This is a genomic window from Paracoccus sp. L-17 (genome assembly GCF_056857655.1).
In genome coordinates this window covers 81,294-97,122 of record NZ_JBSXNM010000040.1, presented here as the reverse complement: position 1 = coordinate 97,122, position 15,829 = coordinate 81,294, and the positions used below count along the sequence as shown (strand labels likewise).

Sequence of the window (15,829 nt, the reverse complement as noted above, 5' to 3'; positions counted from 1 at the left end):
ATCGACAGATATTGCGATCCGCGGTCCGAGTGGTGCACCAGTTGGTCCTGCGCTGGCCTGCGTTGGTGGATGGCTTGTTCCAAAGCATCCAGAACAAAGCCGGCGTTGGCAGTGCGGCTCACTCGCCAACCGACGATGCGCGATTGGGCCGTCGCCCTCTGCACCCAGGACGAAGCGAGATTCGACAGTTTCATCGCGACCTCCACGCCGGCCTATGCTCACCTTCGTCGCCCGAGCCGCTTGCACGATGTCGGCCACGAGGCGCAAGGACGTAGACCGGCCAGCGCCGATGAACGGGCGATCTGCGAACAGCTCGGCCTGACGCCCACAGATCTGAAATAGGAATGTGCGGCCCGGTTGGGTAGCGATGACGGGCCGCACAGCCACCGCCCCGCAACGGTTCGGGCTTCTCTGTCCCGGTCGAGGGCCGATGCGGGGCGGTGATCTGAAAAGGAGAAAGTCATGAGCGGAGCCGCTGTCACGACCGATATTGACGCCAGCGAGGCGCGCGCCGCATTGGCGCGGCTGAACGACAGCCAGATTCGCGGCATCCTCGCAGCCATCGGCGCAGTGATCAAAAGCCAGACCGTTCACCGTATCGACAGCGAGAAGCGGGCACCTGACGGTGGGTCCTGGGCACCCTGGTCGCTGGACTATGCGCGGTCACGCTCTGGCGGACATTCGCTTCTGGAAAACGAGGGCCACCTTCGGGACAGTATCGGCTGGCAGCTGCGCGGCGATGAAGTGGCCATCGGCACCAACCTGGTCTATGGCGCGGTTCATCAGTCCGGCGGTGACGGCACGCCGGCGCGTCCATATCTCGGCTTCTCCGGCGAGAACCGCGACGAGATCGAGCGGCTGGTGGTCGCCGGCATGGAAGACGTTCTGTGACGGGCGCGCCCGTTCAATCGCCCGGTCAGGGCCGCGTGACGGCCGACGATCTGTCCGGGATCGACACCGCCCTTGCCGAATTATCGGTCCTGCGCGGCACGCTCTCCCGGCTTGAAACCTCTCTTGAACGGCTGCGCGGCGCGGCCCTGCAACATTCCCTGTCACAACTTCCGGCATGCGATGTGCCGCCGACCGAACGCCGCCGCGCCCACCGCTCAGGCCGCCCGCCGATCATCGACACCGACCCCGAATTGCAAGCCTTCATCCTCGCCCGCCTCGACCGGCTGACCTATCATCAGATCGCCGCCGCCATCGCCGAACACTTCCCGCCCGAGCGCCACATCAGCCACGCCACCGTCCACCATTGGGCGCAGAAACGCCGCTGACACATCTTGCGACGGCCCCTGACGATATCGGATAAGCGCGAGAAATTCATGGGTCTTCGCACATCAAACGCTAGAATAATTGGTTACATGCCAGAATTAATAGTTACACAATAGCGGCCCGCGCGGCTCAGTCGGCCATGAGGCGGCTGATGATGACCGTTACCTCGGGCTTCTTGCCGATCTCTTCCATCGCCACCTGGCGGGTGATCTTGCGCAATGCCTCGTCCATCTTGGCATCGTCGCGGACCACGCGCGCATCGGCGCCTTCCAGGAAATCGGCCAGTTCGCCCTCGATATGCCGCGCCAGATCGTCGCCGCTGCGGGTGCGGCCGGGCAGGCCCATCAGTTCGACCCAGGCATCGGGCAACGCATTGTCATCCTCGTCCACGATGACGCTGACCAGGGCATGTCCATTCAGCGCCATGCGGATCCGGTCGCGCACGATCCCGTCCATCGCCCCGATCAGCACCGTGCCGTCAAGATAGAGCCGCCCCGTCTCGACCTGATCGACCACTTTCGGCCGCTCGCCCGTCAGATCGAGCATCGTGCCGTTTACCGCGATCGTCGAGCCAAGGCCCTTGTCGCGCGCCAGCAGCATGTGTTCGCGCAGGTGCAGATGCTCGCCATGCATTGGAATCACGATCTCGGGCTTCAGCAGATCGTGCAGCGCCTCGATATCGGGGCGGTTGGCGTGGCCCGAGACATGGAACAGCCCGTCATCGGCGTCATAGACATTGACGCCCGACTCGCTGAGCGCGTTCATGATCCGGCCGACGGCGCGTTCATTGCCCGGAATGGTCTTTGAACTGAACAGGAAGCTGTCACCGTCTTTCAGCGACAGGCCCAGATAGCGGCCGCGCGACAATTGCGCGCTGGCGGCGCGGCGTTCGCCCTGTGAACCGGTAACGATCAGCATCACCTTGTCGCGCGACAGGTTCGCGGCCTCGTCGGGGCCGATCGTATCGGGAAAATCGGTCAGGACGCCGGTTTCCAGTCCGACCGAAACCATTCGCCGCATCGCCCGACCCAGCAGGCAGACCTTTCGCCCCGACGCGATCGCGGCCTCGGACAGGGTCTTGAGCCGCGCGATGTTGCTGGCAAATGTCGTGGCCACCACCATGTTCTTCTGCGCCATCACCCATTCCAGGATCGGGTTGGCCAGCAGCGCCTCGGACCGGCCGGGATGGGTCGAGAAGACATTGGTCGAATCGCAGGTCAGAACCTTGATCCCCTGCCCCTCGCTGGCGACGTCATGCCACAGGATCGGATCGAAGGAATCGCCCACGACCGGTGTGCCGTCCAGCTTGAAGTCGCCGGTATGCACGATCCGTCCCGCCGGCGTGTCGATGATCAGCGCCGCGCTTTCGGGGATCGAATGGCTGACCGGCACGAATTGCACGGTGAAGGGACCGACCTGCGTGACTTCGGGACGGGGGCCGGTGATGTTCACGGCCTCGCCCGGCAGTCCCTGCTCTTCCAGTTTCAGGCGGCACAGCGTGCCGGTGAACTGGCGGGCGTAGATCGGCACGTCCAGACGCGACCAAAGATGGCCCAGGGCACCGATGTGATCCTCGTGGCCGTGGGTGACGAAGATCGCCTCCAGCCGGTCGCGGTTCTGTTCGAGCCAGGTCAGATCGGGCATGATCAGGTCGATGCCGGGACTGCTGTCCATATCGCCGAAGGTCACCCCGAGATCGACAAGGATCAGCCGTTCCTTGCCCGGCGCACCATAGCCGTAGACATAGGCGTTCATGCCGATTTCGCCGGCGCCGCCCAGCGGCAGATAGATCAGACGTTCAGCCATGGCCCGCCTCCTTGTTGTAATCGTGAATGAGACGCAGACCGTGCATCGTCAGATCGTCCTCGATCGCGTCGAAGAGGTCAAACCCCTGATCGAACAGCGGCGCAAGCCCCCCCGTCGCGATAACCTTCATCGGACGGTCGCGTTCCGCACGTATCTGGCCGACGATCCCCTGCACCAGACCGATATAGCCCCAGAAGACACCCGACTGAATACAGGCGACGGTATTCGTGCCGATCACCTTCGCCGGCATGGTGACATCGACATGCGGCAGCGCGGCGGCGGCCATGTGCAGAGCCTCCAGCGACAGGTTCACGCCGGGTGCGATGACACCGCCGATATAGGCGCCGTCCACATCGACCACGTCGAAGGTCGTCGCGGTGCCGAAATCGACCACGATCAGGTCGGGGCCGTGGCGGTCGAACCCGGCAACGGTGTTGACCAGGCGGTCGGGGCCGACCGTCGTGCCGACATCGACGCGGGGCTGAACCGGCAGCAGGCAGTCGGGCTTGCCCACGACCAGCGGCCTCGTATCGAAATAGCGATTGCACAGGACGCGCAGATTGAAGACCACGCGCGGCGCGGTCGCGCTGATGATGCAGGCGTCGATTTCCAGCCTGAATTTCTGCACCTCGATCAGCGTGGACAGCCAGACGAAATACTCGTCCGCCGTGCGCCGGTGATCGGTCGCGATGCGCCAATGTGCCAGAAACCTGCCGCCATCCCAGATCGAGAAGACCGTGTTCGTATTGCCGGTATCGATGCACAGAAGCATGGCTTACGCCCCGCCGAAATAGATGTCGGCGGCGGGAATCGCCTTGCGTCCACGCGGCGTCGAGAGGATCAGCGCGCCGGTCTCGTCGATGCCCTCGAAAACGCCGGTCGTTTCGGTCCCGCCTGTGCGGGCGGTGATCGTCTCGCCCAGCCGCGCGGCGCGGGCCAGCCAGGCGGCGCGGATCGGCCCGAAGCCGTGATCGCGCATCTGCCGCTGCCGATGGTCGAAGGCGATTGCCAGCGCGTCCAGCAATTCGTCCGGGGTGACGGCAAGGCCGGTCTCGCCCTTCAGGCTGACGGGCCGGATGGACTGGTCGGCCGCAATCTCGGGGGCGCAGGCCAGATTGACGCCGATGCCGATGGCCAGCGCGGTCACCTGACGCCCCGAGCCGGCGCTTTCCAGCAGGATCCCCGACAATTTGCCGCCGTTCAGCAGCAGGTCATTGGGCCATTTCAGTGAAAGGTTCAGTTGCGGCCCGCAGAGGGTCATCAGCGCATCATGCACCGCCAGGGCCGCGACAAAGGACAGTCGCGCGGCGTCCGCGGGCCCGCCCTGGGGCCGGATCAGCAGGGTTGCCGCGAAATTTCCCGGAGGGTCGGTCCAGGCCCTGCCCCGCCTGCCGCGCCCGGCCTCTTGCCGACGCGCCATGATCCAGGCCGGACCGGCGATCCGGTCCGCAAGCCGCATCGCCTCGGCATTGGTGCTGTCAACGCGGTCCAGAACATGCCGGGCCACGTCCCTTGGCCATGCGGAGGGAATGATGACGTCAGTCACCCGCAGGCTCGGTTGGTGTCGGATCGGCTGGCCCTTCGCCGGACACGACCGGCCCCCCCTCGCCGACGCCGGGATCGGTCACCTCGGTCCCGACCAGCGATTGCGCGGCGGTGGCGGCAGCATTGTCCACGCCCAGCATCGTCACCGCGCCCAGCAGCAGCATTGCGGCAGGCACGACCAGCGCCGTGAACTGCACCAGCCCCATGCGGCTTTCCACGCCCTCGTTTTCGGCCCCGAAGAACATGTAATAGACGATGCGCAGGTAATAGAACGCCCCGATCACCGAGGCGACGACGCCCGCGACGGCCAGCCAACTCATCCCCGATTGCACCGCCGCCGACAGAACTCCGTATTTGGCGAAGAAACCCAGAAACGGCGGCACGCCGGCAAGGCTGAACATCAGGAACAGCACCGCGAAGGCCTTGAGCGGCTCGGTCGCGGCGAAACGGTTCAGGCTGTCCAGCATCACGACCGGACGGCCCTCGCGCTCCATCGACAGGATGAAGGCGAAGGTGCCCACGTTCATCACCGCATAGATCGCCATGTAGATCAGCATCGCCTGCACGCCATAGGCGGTTCCGGCCGCCAGCCCGACCAGCGCAAAGCCCATATGCGCGATCGAGGAATAGGCCATCAGCCGCTTGATGTTGCGCTGTCCGATCCCGGCGATCGAACCCAGGAACATCGACATCACCGCCAGCGCGGCGATGATCTGGCCCCAATCGCCGGGGACGTTGCCGAAGGCGCCGAACATCAGCCGGGCGATCAGCGCCATGGCGGCGATCTTGGGCGCGGTGGCGAAGAAGGCCGTCACCGGCGTCGGCGCGCCCTCGTAGACATCGGGCGTCCACATGTGGAACGGCACCGCCGAGACCTTGAACGCCAGGCCGACCAGCAGGAAGACCAGGCCGAACAGCAGGCCCAGCGACATCTGGCCCGCGCCGATCGTGGCGAAGATGCCGTCGAAATTGGTGGTCCCCGAGAAACCGTAGACCAGCGAGGCACCATAGAGCAGCATCCCGGAACTGAGCGCGCCCAGAACGAAATATTTCAGCCCCGCCTCCGAGGACTTGGCGCTTTCGCGGCGCATCGCGGCCACGACATAGAGCGACAGCGATTGCAGCTCCAGCCCCATATACAGCGACAGCAGGTCCCCGGCCGAGACCATCACCATCATTCCCGTCGCGGCCAGCACGATCAGGATCGGGTATTCGAACCGCATCAGCCCGTGCCGACCCATGTAATCGACGCTCATCGCCAGGACAGCGGCGGCCGAGACCAGCAATGTGACCTTGGCGAAGCGGGCGAAGGCATCGTCGCGGAACATGCCGAAGAAGGCGGTGCCGTCCGGCCGGTTCGAGAAGCCGATGAAGAAGCCCGCGATCAGCAGGGCCGCGACACTGGCCCAGAGTATCGCCTTGGCCAGATCGTCCTTGCCGAACCATGCGCCGGCCATCAGCGCGGCCATCGCATAGATCGCCAGCAAAAGCTCGGGCAGGATGGTCGAGATATCAAGCGCGGTCATCTTGCGTCCCTCACTGGCTGGCTTCGGCCGGTTCCGCCTGCGCGGTCACGGCCAGCCCGTCGCGCGGCTCTTGCGGCAGGGCATCGTTGTAGCTGACCAGCAGCGCCTCGACGGCGGGGCCGGTGATGTCCGTGACCAGCCGCGGATAGACACCCAGAAGCAGTGTCATGGCGACAAGCGGCGCGAAGATCCAGCGCTCGCGCGGGGTCATGTCGCCGATGGTCTTCAGACTTTCCTTGATCAGCGCGCCCAGCGTGACGCGGCGATACAGCCACAACGCATAGGCCGCCGACAGGATCACCCCGGTCGTGGCCACGAAGGCGACCCAGGTATTGGCCTTGAACGCGCCCATCAGGGTCAGGAATTCGCCCACGAAGCCCGAGGTGCCCGGCAGGCCGACATTGGCCAGGGTGAAGAACATGAAGATCAGCGCATATTTCGGCATCCGGTTCACCAGACCGCCATAGGCGTCGATCTCGCGCGTGTGCATCCGGTCGTAGATCACGCCCACGCACAGGAACAGCGCGCCCGAGATGAAGCCGTGCGACAGCATCTGGAAGATCGCGCCATCCAGCCCCTGCTGGTTGGCCGCGAAGGTGCCGATGGTGACATAGCCCATATGGGCGACCGAGGAATAGGCGATCAGCTTCTTCATGTCGGTCTGCGCCAGCGCCACCAGCGAGGTATAGACGATGGCAATGGCCGACAGCCAGAAGACCAGAGGCTGCAGCATCTGCGACGCCACCGGAAACATCGGCAGCGAAAAGCGCAAGAACCCGTAGCCGCCCATCTTCAGCAGCACGGCGGCCAGAACCACGGAACCGGCGGTGGGCGCCTGAACATGCGCGTCGGGCAGCCAGGTATGGACCGGCCACATCGGCAGCTTGACCGCGAAACTGGCGAAGAAGGCCAGAAACAGCAGCGTCTGCATCCCGCCGACCACGGTAAAGCCCAGCACGCGCGTGGTCTGCGAGGGAAAGTCGAATTGCAGCAGTTGCGCGATGTCGGTGGTGCCGGCGGTGCGGATCATCGCGATCATCGCGACCAGCATCAGCACCGAGCCCAGGAAGGTATAGAGAAAGAACTTGAAGGCCGCATAGATGCGGTTCGCGCCGCCCCAGATGCCGATGATCAGGAACATCGGGATCAGCCCGGCCTCGAAGAACAGGTAGAACAGGATCAGATCCAGCGCCGTGAAGACGCCGATCATCAATCCCTCCAGCACCAGGAAGGCGATCATGTATTCCTTGACGCGGGTCTCGACCTCCCAGGTGGACAGGATCGTCAGCGGCATCAGGAAGGTGGTCAGCAGCACGAACAGGATCGAGATGCCGTCGACACCCATCTTGTAGCGCAGGCCCATGATCCAGGCGTGATCCTCGACGAACTGGAAGCCGGTATCGCCGGAATCGAACCCCGCCAGCAGGAACAGCGAGATCAGGAAGGTCGCAGAGGTGGCGATCAGCGCCAGCCATTTCGCGTTCTTCCGCGAGGCGGGGTCGTCGCCGCGCAGGAACAGGGCCAGGATCGCTGCCGCGACGATGGGCAGGAAGGTGATGATCGAAAGAAGGTTCGTCATGTCAGTATGCGCCCCGCATCATCACCCAGATCAGCAAGCCCACGATGCCCAGAACCATCGCGAAGGCGTAATGGAACAGATAGCCGGACTGAACCCGGCCCGCGAAACGGGTCAGCCGGGGAATGATTCCCATGGCCACCCCGTTGATGGCGCCGTCGATAACGGCTCCGTCCCCGCCCGTCCACAGGGCACGCCCCAGCCATCTGGCCGGACGCACGAAGACGAAGTCGTAGATCTCGTCGAAATACCACTTGTTGAGCAGGAAACGATACAGCGCGGGCTGTTGTGCGGCCAGCCGGGCGGGCGCCTCGGGATAGCGGATATAGAACAGCCACGCGACCAGCAGCCCGCCCAACATGGCGATGAAGGGCGACAGCTTGACCCAGGCCGGGACGTGATGCGCCTCGTCCAGAACCTCGTTGTCGGGCCGCATGTAGATCGCGCCGCCGACGGGGGGCGGGAAATCGGTCGCTGCCGCCTGGTCGCCGCCCTCGGCGGCGCCGGGTGCCGCCTGTTCACCCTCGGGCGCGGCCTGCGCCGGCTGGGCCGGGGCCGCGGCCCCGGTTGCCGCGCCTTCGGTCGTGGCCTGGGCAGAATTCTCCCCGGCCGGAGCCTCGGCGCCGGCTTCGCCCTCGGCGCTGGCCGAAGCCTCGCTGCCGGCGATGTTGAAATAGCGCGAGACTTCTTCGCGGGGGCCGAAGAAGGGCTCGTAGAAGACCATGCCGGCAAAGATCGCGCCCACGGACAAGGCGACCAGAGGCACGGTCATGACGCGCGGACTTTCATGGGCGTGTTCATGCGTGTGCCGGTCTCCGCGCGGCGTGCCCCAGAAGGTCATGAACATCAGCCGCCAGGAATAGAAGCTGGTGAAGGCGGCGGCGATGACCAGCAGCCAGAAGGCATAGGTGTTGCCCGCCCAGGCGCTTTCGATCACCGCGTCCTTCGACAGGAAGCCCGCGAATCCGATATCGGTCAGCGGTATCCCGACGCCGGTGATCGCCAGGGTGCCGATCAGCATGGTCCAGAAGGTCAGCGGGATTTTCTGTCGCAGGCCGCCATAATTCCGCATGTCCTGTTCGTGATGCATCGCGTGGATGACCGAACCCGCGCCCAGAAACAGCAGCGCCTTGAAGAAGGCGTGGGTCAGAAGGTGGAACATCGCGACCGAATAGACGCCGACGCCGGCGGCCACGAACATGTAGCCCAGCTGCGAACAGGTCGAATAGGCGATCACGCGCTTGATGTCGTTCTGCACCAGACCCACGGTCGCCGCGAAGAAGGCCGTCGTCGCGCCGATCACGGTGATGAACAGCTTGGCGTCGGGCGCGAATTCGTAAAGCGGCGACATCCGGGCAACAAGAAAGACACCCGCGGTGACCATGGTCGCGGCATGGATCAGCGCCGAAACCGGGGTCGGGCCCTCCATCGCGTCGGGCAGCCAGGTATGCAGGAAAAGCTGCGCCGACTTGCCCATCGCACCGATGAACAGCAGCACCGCCAGAACCTCGGCCGAATTCCAGTCGCCCCAGAGAAATTGCATCTGCGTCTGCGCCAGTTCGGGAACCTGCCCGAAGATGGCGTCGAACTGGACCGAGCCGGTCATCCAGAACAGCCCGAAGATGCCCAGCAGAAAGCCGAAATCCCCGACCCGGTTCACGATGAACGCCTTCATGGCGGCTGCGCCCGCGGATTGCTTCTTGTAGTAGAAACCGATCAGCAGATACGAGGCGACGCCCACGCCCTCCCATCCGAAGAACATCTGAAGCAGGTTGTCGGCCGTCACCAGCATCAGCATGGCGAAGGTGAAAAAGCTCAGATAGGCGAAGAAGCGCGCCTTGTAATGTTCGTCATGGGCGAAGTTGTCGTCATGGGCCATGTAGCCCATCGAATACAGGTGAACCAGCGCCGAGACGGTCGTCACCACGATCAGCATGATCGCCGTCAGCCGGTCCAGCCGGATCGCCCATTCGCTGACGAAATCGCCCGAGACGATCCAGTCCAGCACCGGCACGAGCTGCGTCTCGCCGCCGAAGGTCAGGAAGATGATCCAGGCCAGGAAGCAGGCCAGAAACAGGATCCCCGTGGTCACGTATTGGGCGGCCTGTTCCCCGATCACGCGCCAGCCGAAACCTGCGACGATCGCGGCCAGCAGCGGGGCAAAGAGAATGAATTGCGCCATGGTCCCTTACCCCTTCATCACGTTGACGTCTTCGACCGCGATGGTGCCGCGGTTGCGGAAGAACACCACCAGGATCGCCAGCCCGATCGCGGCCTCGGCGGCGGCGACGGTCAGGATGAACAGGGTAAAGACCTGCCCGACCAGATCGCCCAGATGGGCCGAGAAGGCGACGAAGTTGATGTTGACCGCCAGCAGCATCAGCTCGATCGACATCAGGATGACGATGACGTTCTTCCGGTTCACGAAGATGCCGAACACCCCGGCGACGAACAGAATCGCCCCTACGACAAGGTAATGTGTCAAACCGATCATCTTATCCGTCCCTCCGGGTCGCTCACCCGTTGAAAATATTCCCTTGCCGCGATCCGGGCGGCCGTTCCGGTCGGCTACAGCCCCTGTCCCGGCTTCACGTCCCGCAATTCCATCGCCTTGGCGGGATCGCGATACATCTGCGTCAGGACATCCTGACGCTTGATGTCCCGGCGATGCCGCATGGTCAGGGTGATCGCCCCGATCATCGCCACCAGCAGGATCAGCCCCGCAAGCTGGAACGGCAGCATGTAGCGGTCATAGAGGACGATCCCGATCAGGTTCGTGTTCTGCGCCCCGGCGTCGATCGGCACGACCCGCATCGCCTCGGCCTGGTCCGAGGATTGCCAGGCCCCGAAAGCGATTCCCAGCTGCGCCAGCAGCACGACCGCGATCAGCCCGGCCAGCGGCAGATAGCGTGCGAATTCGCCCTTCAGCTCGGCGAAATCGACATCCAGCATCATCACCACGAACAAGAACAGCACCGCAACCGCGCCGACATAGACGATGACCAGCAGCATGGCGACGAATTCGGCGCCTTGCAGGACGAACAGCCCGGCCGCAGAGAGAAAGGCCAGGATCAGCCACAGAACCGAATGGACCGGGTTGCGCGCCAGCACGACCATGAATCCCGAGACGCAGACGCTGATGGCGAAGAGATAGAAGGAAAAGATCATCATTCGGATTCGCGCTCCTCGGGTTTGGTAAAGACGCCCTGGGCGATCTCAAGCGCCTTCTGCATTGCCGGGATGCCCGCGAACATGCCCATCTGATAGATCACCTCGGCGATCTCGCGCGGGGTGGCGCCCGCCTCGACGGCATGGCGGATGGTCAGGCGCAATTGCGGCTCGGCCTGGGCACCCTGCACGGTCAGCGCGGCGATGGTGACCAGCAGACGGGTTCTGGCATCCAGCCCGTCGCGGTTGAAGGTCTTGCCGAACCACATTTCCAGCATGTCCGACGGCATGGTCGGGATCAGCTTCTCGAATGCCTTGGTATCGACATGTTCCAGCGCCGGATTGAAGACCCGCGCCATTTCATGACCGGACTGGATCATCTGCTGGAACATCTTCTGAAAAGCGTCGGTCATCTGTAGGGCGCGTCGATGGCGAGGTTGCGGGCGATCTCGGCTTCCCAGCGGTCGCCGTTGGCAAGCAGTTTCTGCTTGTCGTAGAACAGTTCCTCGCGGGATTCGGTGGCGAATTCGAAATTCGGTCCCTCGACGATGGCATCGACCGGACAGGCCTCCTGGCAGAACCCGCAATAGATGCACTTGGTCATGTCGATGTCATAGCGCGTGGTCCGGCGCGATCCGTCGGCGCGCGGTTCCGCGTCGATGGTGATCGCCTGGGCCGGGCAGATCGCCTCGCACAGCTTGCAGGCGATGCAGCGTTCTTCGCCGTTGGGATAGCGGCGCAGCACGTGTTCCCCGCGAAAACGCGGGCTCAGCGGCCCCTTTTCGTGCGGATAGTTCAGCGTCGCCTTGGGGGCGAAGAAGTATTTCAGGCCGAGGCCGAACCCCTTGATGAAATCCATCATCAGGAAATACTTGGTGGCGCGGGCGATATCGAAAGCCATCAGAAATGCTCCCCTTGCTTGGGCGCGGAAAAGCGGTCGAAGGCCGCCACATAGTCGCGGATACGCGCGCCGTCACGGGCGTTTTCGGCGCTGTCCAGATTATTGGCCAGAAAATGCGCGAATTCGATCTTGTCCTGCTCCGAGGCGCTGGCCAGCGATTCCGCGATCCTGTTCGAATAGGCCATGTCGATCACATCCCCGCCCAGCGGGCCCAGAACGATCCGAAGACCTGGAATTTCGCCAGGAAGGCGACGATCACGACCCAGCCCAGCGACATCGGAAGGAACACCTTCCAGCCGATGCGCATCAACTGGTCATAGCGATAGCGCGGCACGATCGCCTTCACCATGGCAAACATGAAGAACCAGAAGACCATCTTCAGGAACATCCACAGCGCCCCGTCGGGGATGCCGGGAATGGGCGACAGCCAGCCGCCGAAGAACAGCAGCGCAATCAGCGCGCACATCAGCCACATCGCGATGTATTCGCCGGCCATGAACAGCAGATAGGGGGTCGAGGAATATTCGACCATGAAGCCCGCCACCAATTCGGATTCGGCCTCGGGCAGATCGAAGGGCGGGCGGTTGGTTTCCGCCAGGCAACTGACGAAGAACAGGACCAGCATCGGCAGATGCGGCAGCCAGTACCAGGACAGAAGCCCCATCCCGCGCTGCGCCTCGACGATATCGGTCAGGTTCATCGAACCGGTCGAGATGATGACGCCGATGATGATCAGGCCAAGGCTGACCTCGTAGGAAATCATCTGCGCGGCCGAGCGCAGCGAACCCAGGAACGGATATTTCGAGTTCGAGGCCCAGCCGCCCATGATGACGCCGTAAACCTCGAGCGAGGAGATGGCCAGGATGAACAGGATGCCCACATTGATGTCGGCCATCACCCAGCCGGGCGCGAAGGGAATCGCCACGAAGGCGGTCAGCGCCAGCATCATCGACAGGAACGGCGCCAGGAAGAAGACGAACTTGTCGGCGCCGGCCGGTATCACCACTTCCTTGACGACATATTTCAAGGCGTCGGCGAAGGTTTGCAGAAGGCCCCAGGGTCCGACCACGTTCGGGCCGCGCCGCATCTGCACCGCTGCCCAGATCTTGCGGTCGCCATAGACCATGTAGACCAGCGACAGCATCACGAAGACGATCAGCGCCAGACCCTGCGCCAGCAGGATGATGGCGATGCCCAGCGATGAAGACCAAAATCCGTCCATGACGCCCGTCCTTCTGCTTACGCCGCGGGAATGCCGCGTGCCTTGCATTCGCGCAAGGTCTCATTCGTTTCCATCACCCGCAGGCCCAGCGGCTTGCTGTCCGAGATCGTGAAGGCGGCCCCGATCAGCAACTTGCCATCGCGCGTGTCCTGCAGCGTGCGGATGTGACGGCCATAACGGGCGCCATTCGCCTTTGCCCAGCCTGCCAGCGCGCAGGTGGCATACGAAAAGGCGATATCGGCGTCCACCCCCTCGCGCAGATTCGCCGTCACTTCGACCAGATCGGACCGTTTGCCGTCACCCAGAGGCTTCACCCGCGCGCCCAGAAAATCCTTGTCCGAAATTTCGCTGCCTTCCTTGCGGTCCGGAAGCGCGGGTCGGGTCCGCCGGGCAAAGGCGGCGATGGCCCTTTGCTGCGCGGTCGGGCCTTTCGGCCTTGTCGCGCCTGCGCCGGCCGGATCCGGCCGCGGCTTGTCGTCCAGCGCCGCCAGATCGGCATCGCTGACGGCAAAGGCGCTGCGCCCCGCCGCCGAATCCAGATCCATGCTGGTGACGCTGCCATCGGGTTCGAGGATCAGGATCTGCCCCGATTTGGTCGAGATCCGGGCCGTCGTCAGCGCGGCCCTGTCGCCCGCCGCGCCGGGCGCCGCGATCGTTGCGCTCAGCGATGCGGGCTTGGCGGGCGGACGCGCCTCGGTCTTCGCGCCGCACCCCGTCAGCGCCGCCAGCCCCGCAAGGGCTGCAGCGCGGACAAGCGGCTGGCGAAGGGCTGGCCGCATGGGGTTACTCTGCCGCCATCGCCGGCGCCTGCCGCGCCGCGGCCATCCGCGACAATTCCGCCATCAGCGGAGAGGAACGCGCGATCGGATTGGTCAGGTAGAAATCCCTGATCGGATAGACGAAGGCCGCGCTGTCCAGATCGGCCCTCGGCACGGCCTGCCATTCATTCGCCGGCACCTGGTCGATCCGGGCCAGATGCGGCACCGCCCGGATCAGCGCGCGGCGCAGTTGCGCCAGGCTGTCCCACGGCAATTGCTGGCCCAGTTCCGCCGACAGGGCGCGCAGGATCGCCCAGTTCTCTTTCGCCTCGCCGGGTGCGAAATTGGCCCGCATGGCAAGCTGCGGCCGGCCCTCGGTATTCACGAAAAGGCCGTTTTCCTCGGTATAGCAGGCCCCCGGCAGGATGATATCGGCGCGATGCGCGCCCCGGTCGCCATGGCTGCCCTGATAGATGACGAAGGCGCCATCCGCGATCTCGACCTCGTCGGCACCCAGATTATAGACCACCTCGGCGCCCTCCAGCGCCGCCGGCAGACCGCCCTCGGTCACCGCGCCCACATCCATCGCGCCCACCCGTCCGGCGGCGGTGTGCAGGATCAGCAGGCCGCTTTTCGATGCCTCGGCCGCCGCCATGGCAGCGGCCAGCACGGCCGCGCCGTCATCGCCCAGCAACGCCCCCTGCCCGACGATGACCAGGGACGGATGATCGATCACGTCGCTGTGATCGCGGTCGACGATAGTCTGCAAGGCGGCACGATCGGTCCCGGCGTGGTGATAGGGATAGGTCAGGTCCACCGCCGCGCCCACGACGCCGATCCGAGCGCCTTGCGACCACGCCTTGCGAATGCGTGCGTTCAGCACCGGCGCCTCGACTGCCGGATTCGACCCGACGAGCAATATGTATTTCGCGTGGTCGATATCCTCGATCCGCGCGGTGCCGACATAGGCGCTGCGATTGCCGGCGGGCAGCCGGGCGCCGTCGGTGCGGCATTCGACATGGCCGTCCAGGCCCTCGATCAGCGTCTTCAGGCTGAAGGCCGCCTCGACCGGTGCCAGGTCGCCGACCAGCCCGGCCAGTTTCTTGCCCTGCATGGCGCGCGCGGCCGCGGTCAGGGCCTCGGGCCAGGTCGCGGGCCGCAGCTTGCCGTTCTCGCGGATATAGGGCTTGTCCAGCCGCTGCCGGCGCAGCCCGTCCCAGACAAAGCGGGTCTTGTCGGAAATCCATTCCTCGTTCACGCCGTCATGGTTGCGCGGCAGGATGCGCATCACCTCGCGGCCCTTCGTATCCACCCGGATGCTGCTGCACATCGCATCCATCACGTCGATGGACTCGGTCTTGGTCAGTTCCCAGGGCCGCGCGGTAAAGGCATAGGGTTTGGAAACCAGCGCACCCACCGGGCACAGGTCGATGATGTTGCCCTGAAGGTTCGAGGCCAGCGTCTCGTTCAGATAGCTGGTGATCTCGCTGTCCTCGCCGCGCCCGGTCTGCCCCATCTGGCTGATGCCCGCCACCTCGGTGGTGAAGCGGACGCAGCGCGTGCACGAGATACAGCGCGTCATGTGCGTCTCGACCAGCGGGCCGAGATCCAGTTCCTCGGCGGCGCGTTTCGGCTCGCGATAGCGGCTGAAATCGACGCCGTAAGCCATCGCCTGGTCCTGAAGATCGCATTCGCCGCCCTGGTCGCAGATCGGGCAATCCAGCGGGTGGTTGATCAGCAGGAACTCCATCACGCCTTCACGCGCCTTCTTGACCATCGGGCTGTTGGTGCGGACCTCGGGCGGGGCGCCTTCGGGACCGGGGCGCAGATCCTTGACCTGCATCGCGCAGGAGGCGGCGGGCTTGGGCGGGCCGCCCACGACCTCGACCAGGCACATGCGGCAATTGCCGGCGATGGAGAGACGTTCGTGATAGCAGAAGCGCGGGATCTCGATCCCCGCCTGTTCACAGGCCTGGATCAATGTCAGATTGGGATCGACCTCGATCTCGGCGCCGTCGATCTTGATTGTCCGCAAATCGGCCATCATCACTT

The 15,829-nt window shown here is 64.4% G+C and carries 17 protein-coding genes and 1 pseudogene; 3 read left to right on the top strand and 15 right to left on the bottom strand.

Annotated features, from left to right (window positions below; genetic code table 11):
• Positions 1–140 (bottom strand): annotated as a pseudogene (locus AC13CR_RS11895) (DDE-type integrase/transposase/recombinase); the annotation flags it as partial.
• Here AC13CR_RS11895 and AC13CR_RS11890 point away from each other — a divergent pair.
• The 3 genes from AC13CR_RS11890 to AC13CR_RS11880 all read left to right on the top strand — a co-directional run bounded on the left by AC13CR_RS11890 (position 136) and on the right by AC13CR_RS11880 (position 1,277).
• Positions 136–342, top strand: coding sequence for a phage protease (locus AC13CR_RS11890; RefSeq protein ID WP_446236529.1), 207 nt, complete (start codon positions 136–138; stop codon positions 340–342). The pseudogene AC13CR_RS11895 and the gene AC13CR_RS11890 overlap by 5 nt on opposite strands.
• 120 nt (positions 343–462) lie before the next feature.
• The gene (locus AC13CR_RS11885) at positions 463–891 is read left to right on the top strand and encodes a phage virion morphogenesis protein (RefSeq protein ID WP_446236530.1); all 429 of its coding nucleotides are present in this window, start codon (positions 463–465) and stop codon (positions 889–891) included.
• Entirely contained in the window at positions 888–1,277 is a 390-nt protein-coding gene (locus AC13CR_RS11880; RefSeq protein WP_292953726.1) for a helix-turn-helix domain-containing protein, read from the top strand. Before AC13CR_RS11885 ends, AC13CR_RS11880 begins: the two co-directional genes overlap by 4 nt.
• A 127-nt stretch (positions 1,278–1,404) precedes the next feature.
• On the opposite strand, the gene AC13CR_RS11875 is transcribed toward AC13CR_RS11880, so the two are convergent.
• From AC13CR_RS11875 to nuoG, 14 genes are all read right to left on the bottom strand, one after another.
• Entirely contained in the window at positions 1,405–3,081 is a 1,677-nt protein-coding gene (locus tag AC13CR_RS11875; protein WP_292979127.1) for a ribonuclease J, read from the bottom strand.
• Positions 3,074–3,853 (bottom strand): type III pantothenate kinase, encoded by a 780-nt coding sequence (locus AC13CR_RS11870; RefSeq protein WP_292957477.1) that lies wholly within the window; start codon positions 3,851–3,853, stop codon positions 3,074–3,076. Before AC13CR_RS11870 ends, AC13CR_RS11875 begins: the two co-directional genes overlap by 8 nt.
• A 3-nt stretch (positions 3,854–3,856) precedes the next feature.
• Positions 3,857–4,627: a biotin--[acetyl-CoA-carboxylase] ligase gene (locus AC13CR_RS11865; protein WP_446235432.1), complete on the bottom strand. Its 771-nt coding sequence runs from the start codon at positions 4,625–4,627 to the stop codon at positions 3,857–3,859.
• Complete coding sequence (gene nuoN / locus AC13CR_RS11860) at positions 4,620–6,152, bottom strand: NADH-quinone oxidoreductase subunit NuoN (RefSeq protein ID WP_292957471.1); 1,533 nt, start codon at positions 6,150–6,152, stop codon at positions 4,620–4,622. Before nuoN ends, AC13CR_RS11865 begins: the two co-directional genes overlap by 8 nt.
• 10 nt (positions 6,153–6,162) lie before the next feature.
• Entirely contained in the window at positions 6,163–7,731 is a 1,569-nt protein-coding gene (locus AC13CR_RS11855) for an NADH-quinone oxidoreductase subunit M (RefSeq protein ID WP_292957468.1), read from the bottom strand.
• 1 nt (position 7,732) lies between these two features.
• Positions 7,733–9,910: an NADH-quinone oxidoreductase subunit L gene (gene nuoL / locus AC13CR_RS11850; protein WP_482900780.1), complete on the bottom strand. Its 2,178-nt coding sequence runs from the start codon at positions 9,908–9,910 to the stop codon at positions 7,733–7,735.
• A 6-nt stretch (positions 9,911–9,916) separates the two neighbouring features.
• A complete protein-coding gene (gene nuoK, locus AC13CR_RS11845; protein ID WP_292957463.1) occupies positions 9,917–10,222 on the bottom strand; it encodes an NADH-quinone oxidoreductase subunit NuoK in 306 nt (101 codons plus the stop codon).
• 74 nt (positions 10,223–10,296) lie between these two features.
• A complete protein-coding gene (locus AC13CR_RS11840) occupies positions 10,297–10,899 on the bottom strand; it encodes an NADH-quinone oxidoreductase subunit J (protein WP_292957460.1) in 603 nt (200 codons plus the stop codon).
• Positions 10,896–11,309: a carboxymuconolactone decarboxylase family protein gene (locus tag AC13CR_RS11835; protein ID WP_292957457.1), complete on the bottom strand. Its 414-nt coding sequence runs from the start codon at positions 11,307–11,309 to the stop codon at positions 10,896–10,898. Before AC13CR_RS11835 ends, AC13CR_RS11840 begins: the two co-directional genes overlap by 4 nt.
• On the bottom strand, positions 11,306–11,797 hold the full coding sequence (gene nuoI / locus AC13CR_RS11830; protein ID WP_292957454.1) for an NADH-quinone oxidoreductase subunit NuoI: 492 nt from the start codon (positions 11,795–11,797) through the stop codon (positions 11,306–11,308). Before nuoI ends, AC13CR_RS11835 begins: the two co-directional genes overlap by 4 nt.
• On the bottom strand, positions 11,797–11,982 hold the full coding sequence (locus tag AC13CR_RS11825; protein ID WP_292957451.1) for a hypothetical protein: 186 nt from the start codon (positions 11,980–11,982) through the stop codon (positions 11,797–11,799). The genes nuoI and AC13CR_RS11825 overlap by 1 nt, the downstream gene beginning before the upstream one ends.
• Positions 11,983–11,987: 5 nt before the next feature.
• Positions 11,988–13,019, bottom strand: a complete 1,032-nt coding sequence (nuoH, locus tag AC13CR_RS11820; protein ID WP_292957448.1) for an NADH-quinone oxidoreductase subunit NuoH — start codon at positions 13,017–13,019, stop codon at positions 11,988–11,990.
• Between the two features lie 17 nt (positions 13,020–13,036).
• Complete coding sequence (locus tag AC13CR_RS11815) at positions 13,037–13,798, bottom strand: hypothetical protein (protein ID WP_335662239.1); 762 nt, start codon at positions 13,796–13,798, stop codon at positions 13,037–13,039.
• Positions 13,799–13,802: 4 nt separating this feature from the next.
• Positions 13,803–15,821 (bottom strand): NADH-quinone oxidoreductase subunit NuoG, encoded by a 2,019-nt coding sequence (gene nuoG / locus AC13CR_RS11810; protein WP_293014765.1) that lies wholly within the window; start codon positions 15,819–15,821, stop codon positions 13,803–13,805.
• Between the last annotated feature and the right edge of the window lie 8 nt (positions 15,822–15,829).